Source organism: Aeromonas sp. s8 (assembly GCF_040907785.1).
Lineage (GTDB): Bacteria > Pseudomonadota > Gammaproteobacteria > Enterobacterales > Aeromonadaceae > Aeromonas > Aeromonas veronii.
The window spans coordinates 136,325-159,259 of record NZ_JBFOCL010000057.1; the positions used below are offsets into that span (position 1 = coordinate 136,325).

At 60.7% G+C, this 22,935-nt stretch carries 21 protein-coding genes; 4 read left to right on the forward strand and 17 right to left on the reverse strand.

Annotated elements, in window-relative coordinates; all coding sequences use genetic code 11:
* Positions 1–59: 59 nt before the first annotated feature.
* The gene (locus tag AB5Y86_RS19995; RefSeq protein ID WP_113739749.1) at positions 60–1,931 is read left to right on the forward strand and encodes a methyl-accepting chemotaxis protein; all 1,872 of its coding nucleotides are present in this window, start codon (positions 60–62) and stop codon (positions 1,929–1,931) included.
* A gap of 240 nt (positions 1,932–2,171) precedes the next feature.
* On the opposite strand, the gene gltS is transcribed toward AB5Y86_RS19995, so the two are convergent.
* Positions 2,172–3,371: a sodium/glutamate symporter gene (gene gltS, locus AB5Y86_RS20000; protein WP_005348115.1), complete on the reverse strand. Its 1,200-nt coding sequence runs from the start codon at positions 3,369–3,371 to the stop codon at positions 2,172–2,174.
* Positions 3,372–3,817: 446 nt separating this feature from the next.
* Between gltS and ansA the strand changes: the two genes are divergently transcribed.
* On the forward strand, positions 3,818–4,825 hold the full coding sequence (ansA, locus tag AB5Y86_RS20005; protein ID WP_368193887.1) for an asparaginase: 1,008 nt from the start codon (positions 3,818–3,820) through the stop codon (positions 4,823–4,825).
* Between the two features lie 135 nt (positions 4,826–4,960).
* On the opposite strand, the gene AB5Y86_RS20010 is transcribed toward ansA, so the two are convergent.
* Complete coding sequence (locus AB5Y86_RS20010; RefSeq protein WP_236325198.1) at positions 4,961–5,254, reverse strand: YeaC family protein; 294 nt, start codon at positions 5,252–5,254, stop codon at positions 4,961–4,963.
* Between the two features lie 89 nt (positions 5,255–5,343).
* Positions 5,344–6,777, reverse strand: coding sequence for a glyceraldehyde-3-phosphate dehydrogenase (locus AB5Y86_RS20015; protein ID WP_368193888.1), 1,434 nt, complete (start codon positions 6,775–6,777; stop codon positions 5,344–5,346).
* A gap of 211 nt (positions 6,778–6,988) precedes the next feature.
* Between AB5Y86_RS20015 and AB5Y86_RS20020 the strand changes: the two genes are divergently transcribed.
* The gene (locus AB5Y86_RS20020; protein ID WP_005335192.1) at positions 6,989–7,789 is read left to right on the forward strand and encodes a DUF2989 domain-containing protein; all 801 of its coding nucleotides are present in this window, start codon (positions 6,989–6,991) and stop codon (positions 7,787–7,789) included.
* Positions 7,790–7,796: 7 nt separating this feature from the next.
* Complete coding sequence (locus tag AB5Y86_RS20025; protein WP_368193889.1) at positions 7,797–8,357, forward strand: NUDIX domain-containing protein; 561 nt, start codon at positions 7,797–7,799, stop codon at positions 8,355–8,357.
* A gap of 107 nt (positions 8,358–8,464) precedes the next feature.
* Here the strand turns inward: AB5Y86_RS20025 and lipA are convergent, their stop codons facing one another.
* The 14 genes from lipA to leuS form a co-directional block, all read right to left on the reverse strand.
* Entirely contained in the window at positions 8,465–9,430 is a 966-nt protein-coding gene (gene lipA, locus AB5Y86_RS20030; RefSeq protein WP_005335190.1) for a lipoyl synthase, read from the reverse strand.
* Entirely contained in the window at positions 9,427–10,104 is a 678-nt protein-coding gene (gene lipB, locus AB5Y86_RS20035) for a lipoyl(octanoyl) transferase LipB (RefSeq protein WP_040066806.1), read from the reverse strand. The genes lipA and lipB overlap by 4 nt, the downstream gene beginning before the upstream one ends.
* Positions 10,105–10,166: 62 nt before the next feature.
* Complete coding sequence (gene ybeD / locus AB5Y86_RS20040; RefSeq protein ID WP_005335178.1) at positions 10,167–10,430, reverse strand: DUF493 family protein YbeD; 264 nt, start codon at positions 10,428–10,430, stop codon at positions 10,167–10,169.
* Positions 10,431–10,722: 292 nt separating this feature from the next.
* A complete protein-coding gene (locus AB5Y86_RS20045; protein WP_005335176.1) occupies positions 10,723–11,919 on the reverse strand; it encodes a D-alanyl-D-alanine carboxypeptidase family protein in 1,197 nt (398 codons plus the stop codon).
* A 186-nt stretch (positions 11,920–12,105) separates the two neighbouring features.
* Positions 12,106–13,086, reverse strand: coding sequence for a septal ring lytic transglycosylase RlpA family protein (locus AB5Y86_RS20050; protein WP_139477381.1), 981 nt, complete (start codon positions 13,084–13,086; stop codon positions 12,106–12,108).
* Complete coding sequence (mltB, locus tag AB5Y86_RS20055) at positions 13,028–14,026, reverse strand: lytic murein transglycosylase B (protein ID WP_368193890.1); 999 nt, start codon at positions 14,024–14,026, stop codon at positions 13,028–13,030. Before mltB ends, AB5Y86_RS20050 begins: the two co-directional genes overlap by 59 nt.
* Positions 14,026–15,129 (reverse strand): rod shape-determining protein RodA, encoded by a 1,104-nt coding sequence (gene rodA, locus AB5Y86_RS20060; RefSeq protein ID WP_005335170.1) that lies wholly within the window; start codon positions 15,127–15,129, stop codon positions 14,026–14,028. The genes mltB and rodA overlap by 1 nt, the downstream gene beginning before the upstream one ends.
* Positions 15,122–17,044: a penicillin-binding protein 2 gene (gene mrdA / locus AB5Y86_RS20065; protein ID WP_005335168.1), complete on the reverse strand. Its 1,923-nt coding sequence runs from the start codon at positions 17,042–17,044 to the stop codon at positions 15,122–15,124. Before mrdA ends, rodA begins: the two co-directional genes overlap by 8 nt.
* A 103-nt stretch (positions 17,045–17,147) precedes the next feature.
* Complete coding sequence (gene rlmH, locus AB5Y86_RS20070) at positions 17,148–17,615, reverse strand: 23S rRNA (pseudouridine(1915)-N(3))-methyltransferase RlmH (RefSeq protein WP_005335166.1); 468 nt, start codon at positions 17,613–17,615, stop codon at positions 17,148–17,150.
* Between the two features lie 19 nt (positions 17,616–17,634).
* The gene (gene rsfS / locus AB5Y86_RS20075) at positions 17,635–17,976 is read right to left on the reverse strand and encodes a ribosome silencing factor (protein WP_005335165.1); all 342 of its coding nucleotides are present in this window, start codon (positions 17,974–17,976) and stop codon (positions 17,635–17,637) included.
* Between the two features lie 103 nt (positions 17,977–18,079).
* The gene (nadD, locus tag AB5Y86_RS20080; protein ID WP_368193891.1) at positions 18,080–18,730 is read right to left on the reverse strand and encodes a nicotinate-nucleotide adenylyltransferase; all 651 of its coding nucleotides are present in this window, start codon (positions 18,728–18,730) and stop codon (positions 18,080–18,082) included.
* The gene (gene holA / locus AB5Y86_RS20085; RefSeq protein WP_005362399.1) at positions 18,724–19,761 is read right to left on the reverse strand and encodes a DNA polymerase III subunit delta; all 1,038 of its coding nucleotides are present in this window, start codon (positions 19,759–19,761) and stop codon (positions 18,724–18,726) included. The genes nadD and holA overlap by 7 nt, the downstream gene beginning before the upstream one ends.
* Before the next feature lie 13 nt (positions 19,762–19,774).
* Positions 19,775–20,257 carry an LPS assembly lipoprotein LptE gene (gene lptE, locus AB5Y86_RS20090; protein ID WP_005335160.1) on the reverse strand — a complete coding sequence of 161 codons (483 nt, stop codon included), beginning with the start codon at positions 20,255–20,257 and terminating at the stop codon, positions 19,775–19,777.
* Positions 20,258–20,355: 98 nt separating this feature from the next.
* Positions 20,356–22,932: a leucine--tRNA ligase gene (gene leuS, locus AB5Y86_RS20095; RefSeq protein ID WP_368193892.1), complete on the reverse strand. Its 2,577-nt coding sequence runs from the start codon at positions 22,930–22,932 to the stop codon at positions 20,356–20,358.
* Positions 22,933–22,935: the final 3 nt, after the last annotated feature.

Consider the following 22,935-nt stretch of genomic DNA (forward strand, 5'->3'; position numbering starts at 1 on the left):
TGTAGTGTTGTGCAATTTAGGGAAAAACCCGCTCCTCACCTCAATAAGAAGAACACATGATGAAAAACCTGTCACTCAAGCAGAAGATACTGTTGTCAGTGGTGATCGCCCTTTCGTTGGTGATTTTGTTGCTCTCCTGGCAGAGCTATAGCAGCCAGAAGTCCCTGTTGCTGCAAGGCAGCCAGGAGCAGTTGCAACGGCTGGGTACCCAGCAGGCCGAGCGTGTCAGCGACTGGCTCGCCGCCCGTCGCGACGTGATCCAGGCACTCGGCAACAAGGCCGGTGCCGAACCCCTGAATGCCTTGCAACAGGCACAAGTTTCCGGCCGTTTCCAGCTCACCTATTTCGGTGAGAGCAGCGGCAAGATGAATGACTCCGATCCCTCCATCAACCGCGATGGCTACGACCCGCGCTCCCGCGGCTGGTATCAGGAGGCGATGAGCAAAGGTGGCCTGATTGTCACCAAACCCTATCTCGACGTGGCTTACAACATCATGGTGGTGACCCTGGCCCAGCCGGTTTCTGGCGGGGTGGTCGGTGGTGACCTCTCCATCGCCTCGCTGGTGGAAGACGTGACCAAGATGCAGCTGCCTGCCGACGGTTTCGCCATCATGATGCACAAGGATGGCACCATCATCGCCTACAAGGATGCTGCCAAGGCGATGAAACCGGCCAGCGAGATCGACAACGATCTGACCAACGCGCTGATCGAGCAGAGCAAGTCGAGCAAGGATCTGGTGCCTGCCTACTTCGACAGCGAAGGTCGCGACAAGCTGCTGTGGGCGGTTGATATCCCCGACACAGACTGGGAACTGGTACTGGTGCTGGACAAGGCCGCGCTGGAAGCGCCGCTCTCCTCCCTGCTGATGACCCAACTGGGGATGGCGCTGCTGGTGCTGGTGGGCAGCATCCTCGCTATATCCTGGCTGGTCAGCATGCTGCTTGGCCCGCTCACCAAGGTATCCCAGGCGTTGGCCCGCATTGCCGATGGCAACGGCGATCTGACCCAGCGCATCAAGATCGACGCCAACGACGAAGTGGGTCAACTGGCCAACAGCTTCAACCGTTTCGTCGGCAGTCAACATCAGCTGATCGGCAATATCCGTCAGCTGGCCAACGAGTTGAACGCCGATGCCGAGCGCAGTCTGGTGACCAACCAGGCCGCGGTGGACGAGTTGCAGCGTCAGCAGCAGGAGGTGACCATGGTCGCCACTGCGGTCACCGAGATGGCGAGCGCCACCATGGAGATCGCCGGTAACGCCGAGAACACCGCCGCCGCTGCCCAGCAATCTGCCCAGAGCAGTGAGCAGGGCAAGATGCTGGTCAACAAGACCCGCCAGTCCATCAATGGTCTGGCCGAAGAGGTAGGGCAGGCGACCGAGGTGATCGGTGAGCTGAGCCGCCACGCGCAGGCCATCACCAGCATCCTCTCCACCATTCAGGGGATTGCCGAGCAGACCAACCTGCTGGCGCTGAACGCGGCCATTGAAGCGGCCCGTGCCGGTGAGCAGGGTCGTGGTTTTGCGGTGGTCGCTGACGAGGTGCGTGTGCTGTCGCGCCGTACCCAGGACTCCACCCAGCAGATCCAGTCCACCATCGAGACCCTGCAACAGACCACTGCCCGTGCGGTGAGCCTGATGCAGACCAGTCAGGGGCTGGCGGACAACAGCGTGCAGGATGCCGATCAGGCGGTACGCGCGTTGGAAGAGATCACCAGCGCCATCTCCCTCATCTCCGACATGGCGGGTCAGATCGCCACCGCCGCCGAGGAGCAGACCCAGGTGACCGGCGAGATCACCCAGAACACCACCGCCATCAAGGATGTGAGTGACGAGATCACCGCATCCGCCATGCGCGATCTGGATCAGGCCCACAGCCTCAAAGGGCGTGCTGCTGACCTGAACCAGCAGGTGTCGACCTTTATCCTGTAAAGTGCACGTCCCGGCCTGTTCCGGCTGAGATAAACAAGCCCCGCCCTCTGTCGAGTGCGGGGCTTTTTGTTGTTCGGGGGAGTGCGGGATGTGGGGATTCCGGGTTTTCTGAGTTGCTCGCGGGCCACCTTGGTGGCGGATGCGAGCCCCGGCTCTGCCTGCGTCTGCTGGCGAGTAGAGAGCAAGCAAAGAGCCCACCGAAAGGTGGGCTCTGATCATATACGTCTGACGGAAAGGGAATTACAGGAATGGCATCGCCATAAACAGCTTGATCACCATGGCGTTGATGATGTCGATAAAGAAGGCGCCCACCATGGGCACCACCAGAAACGCCAGGTGGGAGGGGCCGAAGCGCTGGGTAATGGCCTGCATGTTGGCGATGGCTGTCGGGGTGGCCCCCAGGCCAAAGCCACAGTGACCCGCCGCCAGCACGGCTGCATCGTAATTTTTGCCCATCACCCGGAAGGTGACGAAGATGGCGTAGAGCGCCATCGCCACGGTCTGGGCGGCCAGCAAAATGAAGATGGGCAGCGCCAGGCTGGCCAGATCCCACAGTTTCAGGCTCATCAACGCCATGGCGAGGAACAGCGACAGGCTGACGTTGCCCAGCAGGGAGACCTCGCGATCGCTCACCTCATGCCAGTTCAGCAGGGTCAGGACGTTGCGCAGCAGCACGCCGACAAACAGCACGCAGACAAAGATCGGCAGCTCGAAGGCACCTCCTTTGAGGGAAGCAGAGAGCAGCTCGCCACCCTTGAGGCTGATGGCGATCAATGCCAGCGTTTCGATAACGCTGAAAGTGGTGAGGGGGCGCTCCATATCAGGCATTTCGAAGCCTTGGGGGGCCTCATCCTGATTGTGCTCCTCACCGGGCACCTGCACTTTCTTCACCAGATAGCGGGCGACCGGGCCACCGATCAGGCCGCCCAGCACCAGACCGAAGGTGGCACAGGCGATGGCGAGCTCGGCGGCGGATTGCACGCCGTATTTCTCGGAGAAGGTGGCACTCCAGGCAGCACCGGTGCCGTGGCCGCCGGAGAGAGTGATGGAGCCGGCCAGCAGCCCCATGTGGGGATCCAGACCGAGCAGGGTCGCCAGACCGACACCCAGACTGTTCTGCACCAGCAGCAGGCCGGTGACCACCATCAGGAAGGTAACCACCGCCTTGCCGCCGCGTTTCAGGCTGGCGAGATCGGCGGAGAGACCGATGGAGGCGAAGAAGGCCAGCATCAGCGGGGTTTGCAGGCTGGTATCAAATTGCAGCTCCATCTGCAGGGTGGAGCGCAGCAGCAGCAGTACCAGCGCGACCACCAGGCCGCCGGCTACCGGTTTGGGGATGTTGAAGGTACGCAGCAGCCCGACTCGGGTAACCAACACCCGGCCAAGCAGCAATACCAGAGTGGCAGCGACCAGCGTTGCGTAGGAATCAAGTTGTAACATTCAGTACTCCCATGTTGATTGGCTGTGTCTTTCATAGCAAAAGACTTACAGATTCAGCCGGGATGAAAACAGTGTGGCTTATGTGCCAGCAAAGAAGGGGAAACATCTCCCCGCCCCAGGAAAGATGGGGCTTGTGCGGGCCTGAAATACTCAGGCATCCAGATGAGATTTTAGTAAAATCCGGCGGATTGTAGCAAAAAGCATCGTTTAATTCCATCTTTGTCGTATTAATGCTCGTTTTAGTGGTTTATTGTGACATTTAACACTATGTAGGTAGAGGGCATAAAAGCCGAAAAGGGTGCATGGAACGGCTGTCATTTGGGGCGCCAATCTCTATAATTCGCCGGTTTCCGCTGCACGCAGAGGCGCTGGCGGGCGTTGACATTGTGGTTCACCCCGACATGGTTCATGTTTTGGCGGTGTTCACTTCATCAAGAGGAGAGGGTGTGAAGAAGTCTATCTACATTGCCTACACAGGCGGCACCATTGGGATGCAGCGTTCCGATCACGGCTACGTGCCGATGGCGGGCTTTATGGAAGACTGTCTGGCGCGGATGCCCGAGTTCCACCGCCCCGAGATGCCGGATTACCATATCCACGAATATGCGCCCCTCATCGACTCCTCCGACATGACCCCGGCGGACTGGCAGCGTATCGCCGAGGATATTCGCGACAACTACGAGAAATACGATGGCTTCGTGATCCTGCATGGCACCGACACCATGTCGTTCACCGCCTCGGCGCTCTCCTTCATGCTGGAAGATCTGCACAAGCCGGTCATCATCACCGGCTCCCAGATCCCGCTCGCCGAGCTGCGCTCCGACGGTCAGCAGAACCTGCTCAACGCCCTCTATATCGCGGCCAACTACCCGATCCACGAGGTGACGCTGTTCTTCAACAATCAGCTCTATCGCGGCAACCGTAGCAAGAAGGTGCACGCCGACGGCTTCCACGCCTTCGACTCCCCCAACTATCCGCCGTTGCTCAACGCCGGGATCGCCATCTCGCTGGAAGCGGGCGAGCTGGGCGTGCCCTCCGAGCGGCCGCTGGTGCTGCACGACATTACCCCCCAGCCCATCGGCGTGGTAACCCTCTATCCGGGGATCTCCAGTGAGGTGATCGCCAATATCCTGCAACAGCCGGTGAAGGCGCTGATCCTGCTCTCGTTCGGGGTCGGCAATGCGCCGCAAAACTCGGCCATGCTGGCGCTGCTCTCCGAGGCCTCTGCCCGCGGCGTCATCATCGTCAACCTGAGCCAGTGCCTGCACGGCAAGGTCAATATGGGGGGCTATGCCACCGGCAATGCCCTGTCGCGGGCCGGGGTGATCTCGGGCTTTGACATGACCGCCGAAGCGGCGCTCACCAAGCTGCACTTCCTGCTGAGCCAGGACTTGCCCTCCCACCGCATTCGCGAGCTGATGCAGCAGTCGCTGCGCGGGGAGCTGACTCCCTGATAACCCTCGCGGTAGGGTGCAATAAGCGCAGCGCATTGCACCGGTGACGAGGGGTGATAAGTTAGGAAAAAAGAGGGGAGCCATCATGGCTCCCCTCTCTGTTGTGGCCGCTGCGAGCGGCCTGCCGGGTCAGGTTCAGTGGTTGAGGTCGACCCGCACTATCTCTTCCTCGTCGCGATACTGACGCTTGAGCTCGCTCTTGCTCTTCATCACGATCTCGCCGTCACGACCAATGTTCATGTGCTCGGGATTGTCGATGTGCATCGACTGCCAGGCCATCACAGCCTGTAGCGACGTGGCCTTCTGCTCGTCGGTGAGGGGTTTGCCATCGGGCCACTTGCCCAGCTCGACTGCGGTCTTGAGCCGCTCGTACACCTCTGCGGGCATCTGCATGATTGCTTGCAAAAACTCACCCTGTTGAAACGACATCCGGCCTCTCCTTGAACTATTGAGCCATAAACTTCGGGGTCAGCCCGGCAGAGATCCTGGCGGGCTGTGCAGGTAGACTCTATCGGGGTCTATGCAGGTAGATCCTGGCGGACTACGCCAGCCATCTGCTCCATCACCCGCACTACCTGACAACTGTACCCGAATTCGTTGTCATACCATACGTAGAGCACACAGTGATCCCCCTCGGCGATGGTCGCCTGGGAGTCGACGATGCCCGCATAACGGGAACCTACCATGTCGGAGGAGACCAGCTCGGTACTGGCGCTGAAGTCGATCTGGCGGTGCAGGGCTGAGCTTAGCGCCATCTGCTGCAGATAGGCGTTGAGGCTCTCCCGATCGGTGGCCTGTTCCAGCGACAGGTTGATAATTGCCAGCGAGACATTGGGGGTCGGCACCCGGATGGCGTTGCCGGTCAGCTTGCCCTTCAGTTCCGGCAGCGCCTTGGCCACCGCCTTGGCGGCGCCGGTGCTGGTCATCACCATATTGAGGGCGGCGCTGCGACCGCGGCGCTCGCCTTTGTGGTAGTTGTCGATGAGGTTCTGATCGTTGGTGTAGGAGTGGACCGTCTCCACGTGGCCGTGGCGGATGCCGAACCGCTCCTGCATCACCTTGAGCACCGGGGTGATGGCGTTGGTGGTGCAGGAGGCGGCGGAGATGATCCTGTCATCCGGGCCTATCACCTCATGGTTGACCCCGAACACCACGTTCTTCATCTCCCCCTTGCCGGGGGCGGTCAGCAGCACCTTGCCAGCACCGCGAGCTTTCAAGTGCTCGGAGAGGCCTGCCTCGTCACGCCAGACGCCGGTGTTGTCGACGATCAGTGCATCGTGAATGCCGTAGGCGGTGTAGTCGATGTCGGCCGGGCTGTTGGCGTAGATCACCTGAATGAAGGTGCCGTTGGCGATGATGGCGCTGCGCTCCACATCCACCTCAATGGAGCCATTGAAGGGGCCGTGCACCGAGTCGCGGCGCAGCAGGCTGGCGCGTTTCTCTAGATCCCCGTCGCGACCACCGCGTACCACTATAGCCCGCAGGCGCAGTGGATTGGCGGCGCCGGTACGCTCGATCAGCAGGCGGGCCAGCAGGCGGCCGATACGGCCAAAGCCGTAGAGCACCACGTCGGTCGGCTGCGGCATCTGGCTGCAGCCAAGGGCAGGTGCCAGTCGCGCTTGCAGATAGTCCTCGATCCCCGCTTCATCCTGATGATCCTGCCAGTAGCCGACTGCCAGCTTGCCAAGGTCAACCTCGGCGGCGGTGGGTTTGAGGGCCACGATGGCCTGAAGCAGGGGGAAGCTTTGCTGGATGGGGAGGGGGGCGCCCTGGTGGCGGCGGACGACCCGGTGGGCCTTGAGGATATCGATGGTGGAGGCGTTTTGCAGCGGGCGGCCGTAGAGGGTGATCTCGACCCCTTGTTGTCGGTAGAGGCGACCAATCAAGGGCTGCATGGCTTCGGCGAGCTCCTGGCTCTCCTGCCACGCTTGCAAGTAGTGCTCGTGGGTCATTGACCAGATCCTTTATTTCACGTTGTTGGTGTAAATAGAAAATTCGTCGAATGCAGATCAGTGTAGGGGTGTATATTTCGTTATATTATTCTGCAATCGCGGCCTTATATAGCGCGCGCATTGTAATGGATATGTAACCGGTTTGCTAGCCGGAGGTGGCCCGTAAAGGCGCCAGTTGTTACCAACCCGCGTTACCAACAAGATGTGAACCATGGCCAATTTCCCCCTGCGACAGACCTTCATCATGCTTTCCGTCGGCCTTGCCGTGGCTGGCTGCAATGACGACCGGATCCACAACATCTGTGGCAATCATCCCGAGCTCTGCCAGGATCTGGTGGACGATGGCTGGTGTCGCTACGAGCGTACCGATGTGATCCGCAGTCGCTTCTATCTCAAGGAGGAGGGGACGGATCGGCGCAAGTACGAGCTGATGCGTAACCTTGAGCGCTATCTCAAATGTGCCGAGCGCTCCACCAGCATTGAATACAAGAATGCCCGCGAGCAGAAGAGTCCACGGGTCGAGGGCATGCTGGCGGCCGGGGATCAGTTGGCCCAGCTCGATGCGGCGACCCGCAATTCACAAGATCCCTACCTGCTGCTCTGGCACTGGACCAACAACACCAACGAGCTGGCTCGCCAGCAGTTTATGGCGCTGGAAGGTACCAAGGCGCTGGATGAACCCGAGCTGCAACTGGCGCTCGGCGGTATCTACGCCAAGAGCGACCCGGAAAAGGCCATCGCCACCCTGCAGCACGGGCTCTCCCTCTATCAGGAGGGGGACAAGGTAAACAGCCGTATATTCACCTCCCTCAGCACCCTCTATATGGGCCAGAAACAGTATGGGCTGGCCTATCTGTGGGGCAAGGTGAGCGAGTCGTTTCAGGATAGCCCCGAGGTCTCAGCCAAGCGTTTTGGCATCTACCACACCCTGAGCAAGACAGAGCAGGATGGCTACGATGTGCGGGCTGCCGAGATTGTCGAGCAGCTCAAGCATGGCAACTACCGGCCCTGAGGCAGTGATGACGACGTTCTCTCCGGCCAGCTGCTGGCCCAATCCGTTCGATCTCTCTTTCGTTCATGGCGAGGTGCGTACCGATGGCCGCACGCTTGAGCGCCTCACGGTACGTGCCGTGGTGCCCCGTGGCGGCGAGCTGCTGCTGGTGCATTCCCGGGTCAACGGCGATCTGATGTTCCCCGGGGGCGGTATTGAAGCGGGGGAGAGCCACCATGTGGCACTCGCTCGCGAGCTGCTGGAGGAGTGCGGTGCCGAGCTGCGGGAAGTGGGGGGCCTGCTTGGCGAGACCCGTGAATATCGCGCCGCCCGCGAGCCGGGGTTCGATGCCTACTGCATCCGCTCGCTCTACTATTTATGCCGGATTGGCGATCAGCTGGTGGCCCCGCAGCCACAGCCCTACGAGATCCGCCTAGGCTTCGTGCCCGGCTGGTTTGCCCTCGACGAGGCGCTGCAGACCAACAAGACCCAGCTGGCGGGGCCCTGTCCCCAGTGGACGGCGAGGGAGACCCGGGTGCTGGCCCAGCTGCAACGCTGGCATCAGCAGGGAATCTTCGACCACGGCTGATGAGTACATCAAGCTGCAACGGTCAGTGATACCAACAAAAAGAGCGCCAATAGGCGCTCTTTTTTATTGCGAGGGAGGAAGTTATTTGACCTCTCTGTCGTGCCAGATCATTTGACCTCTTCGCCCTTGGCTTGCAGATCAGCATGGTAGGAGGAGCGAACGAAAGGACCGCAGGCGGCGTGGGTAAAGCCCAGCTCCATGGCGACATCTTTCAGCTCGTCAAACTCTGCTGGCGGCACGTAGCGCTTGACCGGCAGGTGGTGGCGGCTCGGCTGCAGATACTGACCCAAGGTCAGCATGTTGACGCCGTGGGCGCGCAGATCCTTGAGCACCTCGACGATCTCTTCGTTGGTCTCGCCAAGGCCCATCATCAGACCGGATTTGGTCGGTACGTGGGGGTGCATCTCCTTGATGCGGCGCAGCAGCTCCAGCGACCACTTGTAGTCGGCACCCGGGCGGGCGACGCGATACATGCGCGGCGCGGTTTCCAGGTTGTGGTTGAAGACGTCCGGCGGGGTCTCGCGGAACACCTCGAGCGCCTGCTCCATCCGGCCACGGAAGTCCGGGGTCAGGATCTCGATGCGGGTCTGCGGGCTGTGCTCGCGGATCTCGCGAATGCAGTCGGCGAAGTGCTGAGCACCGCCGTCGCGCAGATCGTCGCGGTCCACCGAGGTGATCACCACATACTTGAGGTTCATCTCCTTGATGGTCAGCGCCAGCTTCTTCGGCTCTTCCGGATCGAGCGCCAGCGGGCGGCCGTGGGCCACGTCGCAGAAGGGGCAGCGACGAGTGCAGATGGCGCCCATGATCATGAAGGTGGCGGTGCCGTGGTTGAAGCACTCCGCCAGATTGGGGCAGGAGGCCTCTTCACAGACCGAGTGCAGCTTGTTCTTGCGCAAGGTGCTCTTGATGTGTTCGATCTTCTGGCTGGAGGGGGGCAGCTTGATCCGCATCCAGTCCGGCTTGCGAAGGAGTTCTTCGTTGGGATCCGGCATGAATTTCACCGGGATCAGGGCCATCTTGTCGCCATCGCGCAGCTTGACGCCCGGCTCCATACGAACGGGTTTGCTCATGATTCACTCTCGGTGTTTGTTATTGTTTGATAGCCAATCAGGCGGGCCAGTTCGGCCACCAGAATGGATTGCGCCTCGGCCACGCTTTGCGGGCCGCCCAGAGCGCTGGTCTGGGTCATGGCCATGCCCGCATAGCCGCACGGATTGATGTGCAGGAAGGGGGTCATGTCCATGTTGATATTGAGTGCCAGCCCGTGGAACGAGCACCCCTTGCGGATGCGCAGACCCAGCGAGGCCAGTTTTGCCTCCATGCCAAGGTCATTTTTCACATAGACCCCGGGGGCATCGGCCTTGGCATAAGCCTGGATATCGCTTTTGGCGAGGGTATTGATGATGGCTGTCTCCAGCGCGGTCACCAGCTCGCGAACCGAGAATTTGCAGCGGCGGACATCCACCAGTACGTAGAGCACCAGCTGGCCCGGGCCGTGATAGGTCACCTGACCGCCGCGATCGCTCTGTACCACCGGGATATTGCCCGGATTGAGCAGGTGTTCGGCTTTGCCGGCCTGACCCTGGGTGTAGACGGGATCGTGCTCGACCACCCAGAACTCGTCCGGGGTGTCGCTGGTGCGGTTGTCGGTGAAGGCTTTCATGGCGTCCCATACCGGCTGGTAGGGGCGGCGACCCAGCTGCCTGACAATCAGGCTGGACTGGGCGGGGATCTGGGATGACATGGCGTCCTCGCGGCGTGCTGCGGCCAAAAACAGTCGCCCCGCAGAACGGGGCGAGAGAGAAATTACAGTACGTATTTCACCAGCTCGATCTTGCCAAGGGCGTGGTACATCGCTTCGATGTGCTCTTTGCTCTGGGCAGTCACGGTCACGCGGACCGAGTGGTAGTTGCCCTTGGAGCTGGGCTGGACGGTCGGGCTGTAGGTGCCGGGGGCGTGCTGCTGCAGCACTTCAACCACCATTTCCGGCAGTGCCGGGTCGGCAACGCCGAGTACCTTGAACGGGAATTTGCAGGGAAACTCCAGCAGTTCATCAAACTTGGTATTCATTTACTCACCTTTTGCGTCATCACCGGGATGACTTCATCTTGGATGGCTAGTGGCCGATGGCCCGTGGAGGCCGCCATTTCAAGTCTATATGGGCACGGCTCATAACTATATGGGCGCTGCCCGGACCGGGATCAAGGCCAGGATCGGTCAGACAAGGATGGAAGTGCTGCTTTTTACCACAAATCAGGGTGAGGCGGAACCTGCAGTTTACAGGGTTATTCACTGCCTTTGCCGGTCACAGACAGCAGCGGCGCCTGTTGGCGCCGCTGTTTGGTGAGGATTGTGCGTTGGATTACTTGAACCAGCTGGTGACCAGCAGTACCAGATAGTCCCACAGACGGCTCATCAGGCCACCTTCCTGCACCTCTTCCAGGGCAACCAGCGGCACCTGCTTGATCTCTTTGTCGCCCTGTTTCAGGAACACGGTACCGACGCGCTGCCCCTTGGCCAGCGGCGCTTTCAGCTCGCTGTCGAGCTGGAAATCAGCCTTCAGGTTGTTACCCTGACCGCGGGTGACCAGCACGGAGACATCTTTGTCGACGCCCAGTTTCACTTCCGGTTTGTCGCCCATCCAGATCTTCTGGGTAACCAGCTCGGTGCCTGCCTTGTACGGGGTCAGGCTCTGGAAGAAGCGGAAGCCGTAGGTGAGCAGTTTTTTGCTCTCGGCGGCGCGGGAGGCTTCGCTGCTGGCGCCCAGTACCACGGCGATCAGGCGCATGCCTTCGTTGTTGGTGGCAGAGGAGACCAGGTTATAGCCGACCTGACTGACGTGGCCGGTCTTGATGCCATCCACTTGCAGGGATTGATCCCACAGCAGGCGGTTGCGGTTGTGCTGGGTGATGCCGTTGAACACGAAGGATTTCTGGGAGTAGATCTTGTACTCCTCCGGCAGGTCGCGGATCAGCGCCTGACCCAGACGGGCCATATCGTGAGCGGTACTGTAGTGACCTTCCGCATCCAGACCGTGCGGGTTCATGAAGTGGCTGTCGTTCATGCCGAGCTTGGCGGCCCAGCTGTTCATCAGGCTGGCGAAGGAGTCGGTGCTGCCTGCCAGGAACTCAGCCATGGCGACACAGGCGTCGTTGCCGGACTGGATGATGATGCCCTTGTTCAGGTCATCGACGGAGACCTGCTTGCCCACCTCGATAAACATCTTGGAGGAGTCGGAGTAGTTCTTGGACCAGGCGTTCTGGCTGATGGTCACCATGTCGGTGCGCTTGATGTTCCCCTTCAGCAGCTCCTGGCCGATGATGTAGGAGGTCATCATCTTGGTCAGACTGGCGGGCGGCAGACGCTCTTCGGCGTTCTGCTCGGCCAGCACCTGACCTGAGTAGTAGTCGATCAGAATATGGGCCTTGGCGGAGATCTCCGGCGCGGCGGGAACCACCATGGGCATGGCATTCGGGGTCGGTGTCGGCACCGGCGTATTGGCCTGGGCGGTTACGCTGATCAGTGAGGCCAGAAGAACTGAACGGGCAAATTTGGACATCTTGAAATTCCTGCGAGCCAGATGGGGATAAAATGCGGGCCTAACTATACCAGATGCGCCCGCAGGTTATAGCCCGAGATGGCGATCAGAACTGGTTTTTTATCCATCACTCCCTGTCATCACGCCATAAAACGACGTGATGACAGTGAGTAAGCGGTTAGTCACATCCGCAGCAAAAGGGGGCGATCAGGGCACGATAAAGGCCTGTTCCAGCCCGCCCTGACGTACTTTTTCCAGCACACTTGCCTGCTGGTCGGCGGCGACCGGGCCAATCAGCACCCGGAAAATGGCGCCATGGGCATCGATTCGGTAGGGTACGCCGTAACGCTGGGTCATCACCTTGCCCATAGCCTCGGCCCGATCCCGGGAGCCGCTGGCCAGTACCTGGATCATCTTGCCATCACCACTGCTGGCGGGCGCTGCAGCCTTGGCTGACGCTGGTTTGACAGGCACCGCTTTGGCGGGCTTGGCGGCGGGTGCCTTGACAGGAGCCGGATCGGCGGCGGGAGTGGCCATCGCAAGCGCGGTCGGTTCACCCAGGAAGCCATCTTGCGACAGCGTGTTGGAGGCCGCAGCCGGAGTGGTCGGGGTCATCTCGATGGGCTTCATCGGCTCCATGATCACCATCTGATCCGGAGTGTCGCTGATCAGCTCCAGCCGTACTCGGGCCTCACCGCTATCGACCATCTCCAGCTGCTTGGCCGCTGCGTAGGAGAGGTCGATCAGGCGCGGGCTGTTGAACGGGCCGCGATCGTTGACCCGCACTATGGTCTCCAGCCCGTTGTCCAGATTGGTGACCCGCACATAGCTCGGGATGGGCAGGTTGCGGTGGGCGGCACTGAACAGCTTGCTGTCCAGCACATCGCCGTTGGCGGTCTTCTGGCCGTCCAGATCCGGCGACAGCCAGCTGGCGGTGCCCTCTTCGCTGTAGTGTTTGATGTCGCGCCACACCTCGTGCTTCTGCTTGCCAATCCAGTAGTCCCGGTTGCCGCTGGCACTCAGGGGCTCGGGGCGCGGAATGGCGCCGGTGGCTTGCGGGATCTCGATAACGGGTGGTTTGCTGACCGGTGCTTGCGGCTCGATGGGGGCGCTCTGTTCCGGCTGGCTGCTACAGGCGGCCAGCAACAAGCTCAGGCTGAGCGGGAGGAGTTTGTGACGAAGATGCATACGCTTCCTGAATGGCTTGGCTAAGTTGATACACCGCCATCGCATAGAGTGGGCTGCGATTGTAACGGGTGATCACATAAAAGTTATGCCGTGCGACCCAGTATTCCGGTCCATCGGCTTGGGCAAACGCCAGCAACTTGACCGGCGTCTGTGGGGCCAGCGGCGTGGCGAGCTCAATCCCTGCCGCCGCCAGTTCTGACCACTGTTGTGTTAACTCGGGCTCAGGCCTGAGTAGAGGTTCGACTGCCATCAACCCGATCTGGGCCGGTTCCACCACGGATTCGCCCCAGCGCCACTGGTGGCTGGCAAAATAGTTGGCCACGCTGCCGATGGCATCGACCGGGTTGGCAAACAGATCCCGCTTGCCATCCCCGTCAAAATCGACGGCGTAGTGGCGGTAGCTGGAGGGCATGAACTGCCCCATCCCCATGGCGCCGGCATAGGAGCCCTTGAGGGCATCGAGTTGCCACCCTTCCTCTTTGGCCAGCACCACCAGTTGGGCAAACTCCTTGGCAAAGAAGTCCGCCCGCTCCGGGTAGTGAAATCCCAGGGTGTAGAGGCTATCGAGCACCGGATGGCGGCCCATCTGGCGACCGTAGAAGGTCTCGACCCCTATGATGGCCACGATGAGCGAGGCGGGCACCCGATAGGTCTGCTCCGCGCGGGCCAGCGTTTCGGCATGCTGCTGCCAGAACTGCTGGCCATCACGGATGCGATCCGGGGTAACAAACAGCGGCCGGTAGCGATGCCAGGGCTTGGCCTCCCACGGCTTGCTGATGGTGTCGAGCACCTCTTGGCGCAACTGGGCGCTGGCGACGGCCGCCTGCAGCTCCGCCAGCGGCACCTGCTGCTGTTCGGCGAGCAGGGCCAACCGATCCGGCGACACGGCGGCGGTCGCCATCGTGGTGGCGAGCGAGAGTAGCAATCCAACCCGTCTCATCAGGCGAGCAGTCTTCTATGAGTCTGGATGGACATCAGGATACCGAATCCGGCCATCAGGGTCACCATGGAGGTGCCGCCATAGCTCACCAGCGGCAGGGGCACCCCTACCACCGGCAAGATGCCGCTTACCATGCCCATGTTGACGAACACATAGACGAAGAAGGTGAGGGTGATGGCGCCACCCAGCAGTCGCTCGAAGCTGTTCTGGGCCTGCATCGAGATAAACAGGCAGCGGCTGATGACGTAGAGGTAGAGCACCAGCAGCAGGGCAACCCCTACCAGACCGAACTCCTCGCTGAATACTGCGAAGATAAAGTCGGTATGGCGCTCGGGCAGGAACTCCAGCTGGGACTGGGTCCCTTGCAGCCACCCCTTGCCGAAGACGCCGCCGGAGCCGATGGCAATCTTGGACTGGATGATGTGGTAGCCGCGGCCGAGCGGGTCTTTCTCCGGGTCGAGCAGCATCAGCACCCGCTGGCGCTGGTAGTCGTGCATCAGGAAGAACCAGAGCACCGGCATAAAGGCCAGCATCAGCAGGACCGCCAAGCCGATCAGCCACCAGCTGAGCCCCGCCAGGAAGATGACGAAGAAGCCGGAGGCGGCCACCAGAATGGAGGTGCCAAGGTCAGGCTGGGCGGCGATCAGCAGGGTGGGCAGCAGCACCATGATGAGGGCGATCACCACATGGCTGAACTTGGGGGGCAGCGAGTGGCGACTGAGCCAGGCGGCCACCATGATGGGCATGGAGAGCTTCATCACCTCGGAGGGCTGGAACTTCATAAAGCCCAGATCGAGCCAGCGCTGGGCCCCCTTGCCGATGTGGCCGAATACGTCCACCGCAATCAGCATCAGCACCACCACGGCGAACAGCGGCACCGACCAGCGGGCGTAGAGGGAGGGGGGCAGCTGGGCCAGGCCGATCATCAGGGCAAAGGCGAGGCCGCCGCGCACCAGCTGGCGCACGATAGAGTCCATATCCTGACCGGAGGCGGAGTAGAGCACCACCATGGAGAGGGTCATCACGGCCAGCAGACCGAGCAGCAGGGGCAAGTCGATATGCAGCTTGTACCAGATGCTCTGCTGGCGGGCAGAATTACTCATTGGGAGCGACCTCACTCGGTTGGGACGGCTTTTCCGGTGCCGGTGGCAGTTGCGGATCAGGGGGCAGCAGATAGGCATCCAGCATCTGGCGTGCAATGGGCGATGCAGCTCGACCACCACCACCTCCGATGGAGTTTTCCAGTACCAGAGCTACCACCGCTTTGGGTGCCTCGAAGGGGGCATAAGCAACGAACAAAGCGTTATCGCGATGCTCCGCCTTGACCGTCTTGATGTTGTAAACCTGATTTTCCTTCAAACCGACTACCTGGGCTGTGCCCGATTTGCCGCCTGAGGAGTAAGGCGCCTTGGCAAACGAGTGACGGCCACTGCCTTCACTGCCATGGTTGACTCGCCACATCCCATCCTGCGCCACTTTCCAGAAGCTGTCGTTCTTGAGCTTGAGGGCGATATTGGGGTTGATGGGGGCATCGACCACCCCCGCCTGGGAGGCTGTGCTCTTGAGCAGGTGCGGGGTGACGTCGTGACCATTCTGGGTCAGGATGCTGATCGCCTTGGCCAGTTGGAGCGGGGTGGCGCTCCAGTAGCCCTGACCGATACCGACAGAGATGGTGTCACCCTGATACCAGGGCTGGCGCCAGCGGGCCATCTTCCAGTCACGGGACGGCATAACTCCCTTGGTCTCTTCATAGAGATCGACCCCTGTGTACTGACCGAAGCCAAACTTGGTCATGTAGCTGTGGATCTTGTCGATGCCGACTCGATAGGCGAGATCGTAGAAGTAGGTATCTGCCGAGACCTCGATGGCGCGATAGACGTCGAGCCAGCCATGACCCCAGCGGCGCCAGTCGCGAAACTTCTTGGTGGTACCGGGAATGGAGAAGCTCGGGCCGCCGAAATAGCGGTAGCCCGGGGTGATGGCCCCCTCGTTGAGACCCATGATGGACATCATGGGCTTGACGGTGGAGGCAGGGGCATAAATGCCCTGAGTGGTGCGATTCACCAGTGGCCGCGCCGGATCGTTGAGGAGCGCCGAGTAGTTGGCGCTGGAGATACCGGTCACGAACAGGTTGGGGTCATAGCTCGGGCTCGACTCCAGGGCCAGGATGGCGCCGGTTTTCGGGTCCATCATCACGATGGCACCGCGCTGGCCAGCCAGCAGTTGCTGGGCCTTGAGCTGCATCCGGACGTCGATATTGAGGTAGATATCCTTGCCGGGAATAGGCGGCTGGAACTTGAGGGTGCGGACAATCCGGCCGCGGTTGTTCACCTCGACCTCCTGATAGCCCGCCACGCCGTGCAGCTCATCCTCGTAATACTTCTCCACCCCCTGCTTGCCGATATCCTTGGTGGCCGCATAGTTGGCGAGTTTTTCTTCCTTCTCGAGGCGCTCCACGTCACGGGTATTGATCTTGGCCACATAGCCCAAAGCGTGGGTGAGGGTGTCACCAAACGGGTAGTAGCGTTTGAGGTAGGCCTCGATGCTGGCACCCGGGTAGTTGTGCTGGTTGACCGAGAAGAGGGCCACCTGATATTCGGTCAGCTTCTCGTAGAGGGCGACCGGCTTGAAGCGGCGCTGGCGCTTCACTTCGGCGAGGAACTTCTCCTTGGTGCCTTCCGGCAGACCCAGCAGGGTGATCAGCTGGTCGGCGGTTTTTTCGAGATCCTTGGTCTCTTCCGGCACGATTTCCAGACTGTAGACCGGGCGGTTTTCCGCCAGCAGCACACCGTTGGTGTCATAGATGAGGCCCCGTGGCGGCGCCACCGGTACCACGCGGATGCGGTTGGAGTTGGAGCGAGTCTGGTAGGTGTCGTAGGACTCGACCTGCAGATAATAGAGATTGCCCAGCAGCACCAGCATCAGCACGACGATGCCGATGTAGGCTACCAGGGTGCGCCGGAAGAACAGATTGCCCTCGGCACTGTGATCGCGCATTTCGATGCGTTGTTTCAGCATGCCTTTACCTCAAGACCCTTGGGGGCAATAAGAGCAGGAACTGCATTGTTCACTCTCTGTGATAGGGGTGGATATGAGAGGTGAGACTCCAGAGACGCATGGCTCACTCTCTATGATACGGATGATTGGTGGTGATGCTCCATGCCCGATAGAGGCTCTCTGCCACCAGCACCCGCACCAGCGGATGGGGCAGGGTGAGCGGTGACAGTGACCAGCTCTGTTCGGCGGCAGCCTTGCACTCGGGGGACAAGCCTTCCGGCCCGCCTACCAGCAGGGCTACATCGCGGCCATCGAGTTTCCACGCCTCCAGCTGGGTAGCCAGCTGCTCCGTGGTCCAGGGCTTGCCCGGAATGTCGAGGGTGACGATGCGCGAGCGCCCCGCAGCCGCCAGCATGGCTTCCCCTTCCTTCTGCAGGATGCGCGGAATGTCGGCATTTTTGCCCCGTTTGCCAGCGCCGATCTCGACGAGTTCAAACGGCATGTCTTTGGGGAAGCGGCGACGATACTCTTCGAAGCCATGCTCTACCCAGGCGGGCATCTTGGTGCCCACCGCAATCAACTGGATCTTCATGGTCGTTACACTTGTGCTCTTATTGCGTATTCATTTGAGCGGCACCGCTCCACAGCTTTTCCAGTTGGTAGAAGTCACGATGTTCATCCTGCATCACATGCACGATCACCGAGCCCATATCTACCAGCACCCATTCACCGCTCAGTTGTCCTTCCACGCTCAGCAGATCCAGACCCGCGTGGCGGGCCTCGCTGGCCAGATGGTGGGCAATGGCGCTGACGTGACGACTGGAGTTGCCGGAACAGATGATCATGGTGTCAGTAATGCTGGATTTGCCGCGTACATCGAGGGTGATGATGTCGCGGCCTTTCATGTCATCGATCTTGTCGATGATAAAGGCATGCAATTCTTGGCCTTGCAATGAGTCTCTCCTGTATTCCGGCGCGCAGCGTTTGCGTCAGGGCGGCGGATTATATCATGGTCACTCCCGTTTCCCATCGGGTGGGGCGGGATTACGACAGGGGCTAGCGGCGGTTGGCGCGGTAGAGCCCCTGTTGATCAATATAGTGCGCAACCGACTCGGGCAAGAGGTAGCGGGTGTCTTGTCCCGCGTCCAGCAAGGCTCGCAGTCGGGTGGCTGACAGTTCGATGGGCTGGTTGTCCGCCAGCCAGATATGACCGGCCAGACGCTGATGCAGCGCGTTGGCATCCGTGGTGTGATGGTGCGCCAGCAGCTGCGCCACCCCGGCCGGATAATCCGGTTGCCAGCCCGGCCGCACGCTCACCACCAGATGGGCATAGTCGAGCAGCTCCTGCCAGCGGTGCCAGCTTGGCAGGCTCAGCAGGGAATCCATCCCCATCAGAAAACAGAGCGGCGTATCGGGCAGTTCACGACGCAGCTCGATCAGGGTATCGATGGTGTAAGAGGGTTTATCCCGCTTCAGCTCCCGCTCATCCACCACAAAGTGGTGGTTCTCCGCCGCCGCCAGCTTGACCATGGCGAGGCGCTGTTCGCTCGAGCAGAACGGATTGGCACGGTGGGGCGGGATATGGTTCGGGATCAGCCGCATCTCGGCCAGACCTAGGGCATCACGCGCCTCGATGGCCGGGCGAAGATGACCGATATGGATGGGGTCGAAGGTGCCGCCAAGCAAACCGACAGGCGCCTTCAGCACGGGCTGCTCTCCATCACCAGCGGCAGCGGGGTGCCATCACGAAAGCCGAGGGCAATGGTCTGCAGCATCAGCCACGCCTGTTCGGTATCGAAGCGGCGCTGGGCATCGTCCAATTGGGCCATCAGTTGCCACAGTTGCTGCAACTTGGCAAATGGCAGTCGGGTCAGTGCTTGCTGAATGAGCTGCTGGCGGCTCTGCCAGATGCGCAGGCGGCTGAAGTGCTCACCCAGCGGCTGGCCGTTGCGCATCGCCAACGACAGCTCGGTCAGCTGCTCCAGCTCGCGGCAAAGGGTCCAGGCCAGCATCCCCGGCTCGGTGCCTTCGGCCCGCAGGGCGGCCAGAATGCGCTGGGCCCGGTTCACCTTGCCCTCCAGCAGGGTATCGACCAGCTGGAACGGGGTGAAGTGGGCGTGGCGGATAATGGTCTCTTGCAGATAGGTGACGCTGATGGGCTGGGGCGGCGAGAGCAGGGTCAGCTTCTCGATCTCCTGGCTGGCGGCCAGCAGGTTGCCCTCGTAGGAGTGGCACATGAAGTTGATGGCATCCGGCAGCGCCTTGAGGCCGAAACGCGCAAAACGGGCGCTCATCCAGCGCGGGAAAAACTTGGGCTCCGGATGGTTGACCGGCACATAGGTGCCAATTTGGTAGAGCTTGTCGAACCAGGCTGCTTTCATCTGGGTCTGGTTGAGGCGACCGCCACTCAGCACCAGCAGCAGGTCGGGATGAAGCTGCTTGCCAATTTCGCTGATGCGGGCGGCCAGATCCTTGTCCACCTTGGCGGGCAGCTCCAGCTCGATGATCTGGCGGGCGGAGAAGAGGCTCATGGCCTGACAGGCATCGTAGACCTGATTCCAGTCCAGCCCCTGTTCCACCACGAAGGTGTGGCGCTCATCGAAACCCTGCTTGCGGGCGATCTGACGGATGGCATCGATTGCCTCCAGTCGCAACAGGGGCTCGTCGCCAAAAACGAGATAGCAGGGCCGAAGCCCTGCTTTGAGGTGGTCACCAAATTGTTCGGGGTAGACTCTCATCAAAGTACTCGCATCAGAAGCTGACCTGACTCAACTGCCGGATCACCTGATTGGCCGCCTGCTCCTGCATCTCGCGGTTGAGCTGCTCCTGCTCACGGGAGGAGGCGAGCGCTGCATCCGGCTTGTTGAGGAAGCTGCGGTTGAAGTTGATGGGGAAGACCTGAGTCGGCTTGCCTGGTACCGAGATGGTGAACTGGGTACCAAAGCCCAGCACATATTCGGTGTCCGTCCCCAGTGCGTTGACCGAGGCAACCTGACTGGTGCTGCCTACGCCGCCCAGAGTGAGCACCGGAATGCCCTCCTTGTCGGCCAGGGTCACGCCAGAGGCCTTCAGGCGGGTGGTAACCATCCGGTAGAAGTCGCTCTTGTTGTCGCCCACGACCTTCATGGTCATCAGCTCGCTCGGAATGCCGTTACCGCGCATGTGAAAGCCGCAGCCTTGCAGCAGCAGACCAGCCAGCACGATGGCCATCCAGCGGGTGAAGATGGTGCCCATAGAAAATCCTCTTTGCATTAAGGGAAAGCGGCGGGCGCAGGGCCCGCCGTTATCATCCGTTTGCTGTCACAGATTGGCAATGATCAGTTGGCAACCGATCAGTTAGCAACGATGTTGAGCAGCTTGCCCGGTACATAGATCACCTTGCGCACGGTCAGACCGTCGGTGAACTTCTGCACGGAGGCATCGGCCATCGCCAGCTTCTCGACGTCGGCCTGGCTGATCTCGGCCGGCACGGTCAGTTTGCCGCGCATCTTGCCGTTGATCTGTACCACCACCAGCTTCTCGGTCTCGACCATGGCCGCTTCATCGGCCACCGGCCAGGCTGCGTGATCGATGTCGTCGCCCTTGCCCAGCATCTTCCACAGCTCGAAGCCGATGTGCGGGGTGATGGGGTAGAGCATGACCACCACGGCTTCCAGCGCTTCCTGCATCAGGGCGCGGTCCTGCTCGTCGTTGCCCAGCTTGGCCAGATTGTTCATCAGCTCCATGATGGCGGCGATGGCGGTGTTGAAAGTCTGACGGCGACCCACGTCATCGCTTACCTTGGCGATGGTCTTGTGCAGTTCACGGCGTACCGCTTTCTGCTCGTTGGTGAGAGCAGCCACATCCAGTGCGGCAACGGCGCCACCGGAAACGTGTTCGAAGGTGACGCGCCACAGGCGACGCAGGAAGCGCTGGGCACCCTCTACGCCGGAGTCGGACCACTCCAGGGTCATCTCGGCTGGGGAGGCGAACATCATGAACAGACGGACGGTATCGGCGCCGTAACGCTCGACCATCAGCTGCGGGTCGATGCCGTTGTTCTTGGACTTGGACATCTTGGTCATGCCGGAGTGGAGCACTTCGCGGCCTTCGTTATCGATGGCCTTGGTGATGCGACCCTTCTCGTCACGCTCTACCTTGACGTCAGTCGGGCTGACCCAGACGTTGCCGCCCTTCTCGTCTTTGTAGTAGAAGGCGTCGGCCAGCACCATGCCCTGGCAGAGCAGGCGCTTGAACGGCTCGTCGCTGTTGACCAGACCCGCGTCACGCAGCAGCTTGTGGAAGAAGCGGGCATAGAGCAGGTGCATACAGGCGTGTTCGATACCGCCGATGTACTGATCCACCGGCAGCCAGTGGTTGGCAGCCGCCGGATCCAGCATGCCCTTGTCGTAGTCCGGGGAGCAGTAGCGCGCGTAGTACCAGGAGGACTCCATAAAGGTGTCGAAGGTATCGGTCTCGCGGAACGCTTCCTGACCGTTGTAAGTGGTCTTGGCCCACTCGGCGTCGGCCTTGATCGGGCTCTGGATACCATCCATCACCACGTCTTCCGGCAGCAGTACCGGCAGCTGGTCTTCCGGCGTCGGCACTACGGTACCGTCAGCCAGAGTCAGCATCGGGATGGGGGCACCCCAGTAACGCTGACGGGAGACACCCCAGTCACGCAGACGGTAGTTGACGGTGCGCTTGCCCTTGCCGAGCCCTTCCAGCTTGCTGGCGATAGCATCGAAGGCGCCCTGGAAGTCGAGACCGTCGAACTCGCCGGAGTTGAACAGCACGCCCTTCTCGGTGTAAGCGGCTTCGCTCACGTCGACGTCGCCATCAACCGGCTTGATCACCGCCTTGATGTCGAGGCCATATTTGGTGGCGAATTCGAAGTCACGCTGATCGTGGGCCGGAACTGCCATCACGGCGCCGGTGCCGTAGTTCATCAGCACAAAGTTGGCGACCCAGACCGGTACCTTGCGGCCATCCAGCGGGTGAATGGCATAGAGGCCGGTGGCCATGCCCTTCTTCTCCATGGTGGCCAACTCGGCTTCGGCGACCTTGGTGTTCTTGCACTCTTCGATAAAGGCGGCCAGCTCAGGATTGTTCTGGGCTGCTTGCAGCGCCAGCGGGTGACCGGCAGCGATACCGACATAGGTGACGCCCATGAAGGTGTCCGGACGGGTGGTATAGACCTCCAGCTGCTCAGCCTGACCCTCGATGGCGAAGCTGATGTTGACCCCTTCGGAGCGGCCAATCCAGTTGCGCTGCATGGTCTTGACCATCTCTGGCCAGCCTTCCAGATTGTCGATGTCGTTGAGCAGCTCTTCGGCGTAGTCGGTGATCTTGATGAACCACTGGGGGATCTCTTTCTGCTCCACCGGGGTGTCACAGCGCCAGCAGCAGTTGTCGACTACCTGCTCGTTGGCCAGCACTGTCATGTCGTTCGGGCACCAGTTGACGGAGGAGGTCTTCTTGTAGACCAGACCCTTCTCGTAGAGCTTGGTGAAGAACCACTGCTCCCAGCGGTAGTAATCCGGTTTGCAGGTGGCGACTTCACGATCCCAGTCATAACCCAGACCCAGCATCTTCAGCTGGTTCTTCATGTATTCGATGTTTTCGTAGGTCCAGGGCGCCGGTGCGGTATTGTTTTTGATCGCGGCGTTCTCGGCCGGCAGACCGAATGCATCCCAACCTATGGGTTGCAGCACGTTCTTGCCATTGAGGCGTTGATAACGGGAGATCACATCACCTATGGTGTAGTTACGAACGTGCCCCATGTGTAGTCGACCAGACGGATAGGGGAACATGGACAGGCAGTAGAACTTCTCCTTGTCTACCTTCTCCACGGCCTTGAAGGTTTTCTTGGCATCCCAGTGCTTTTGCACTGCTGGTTCGATTGATTGGGGAACGTATTGCTCTTGCATTGG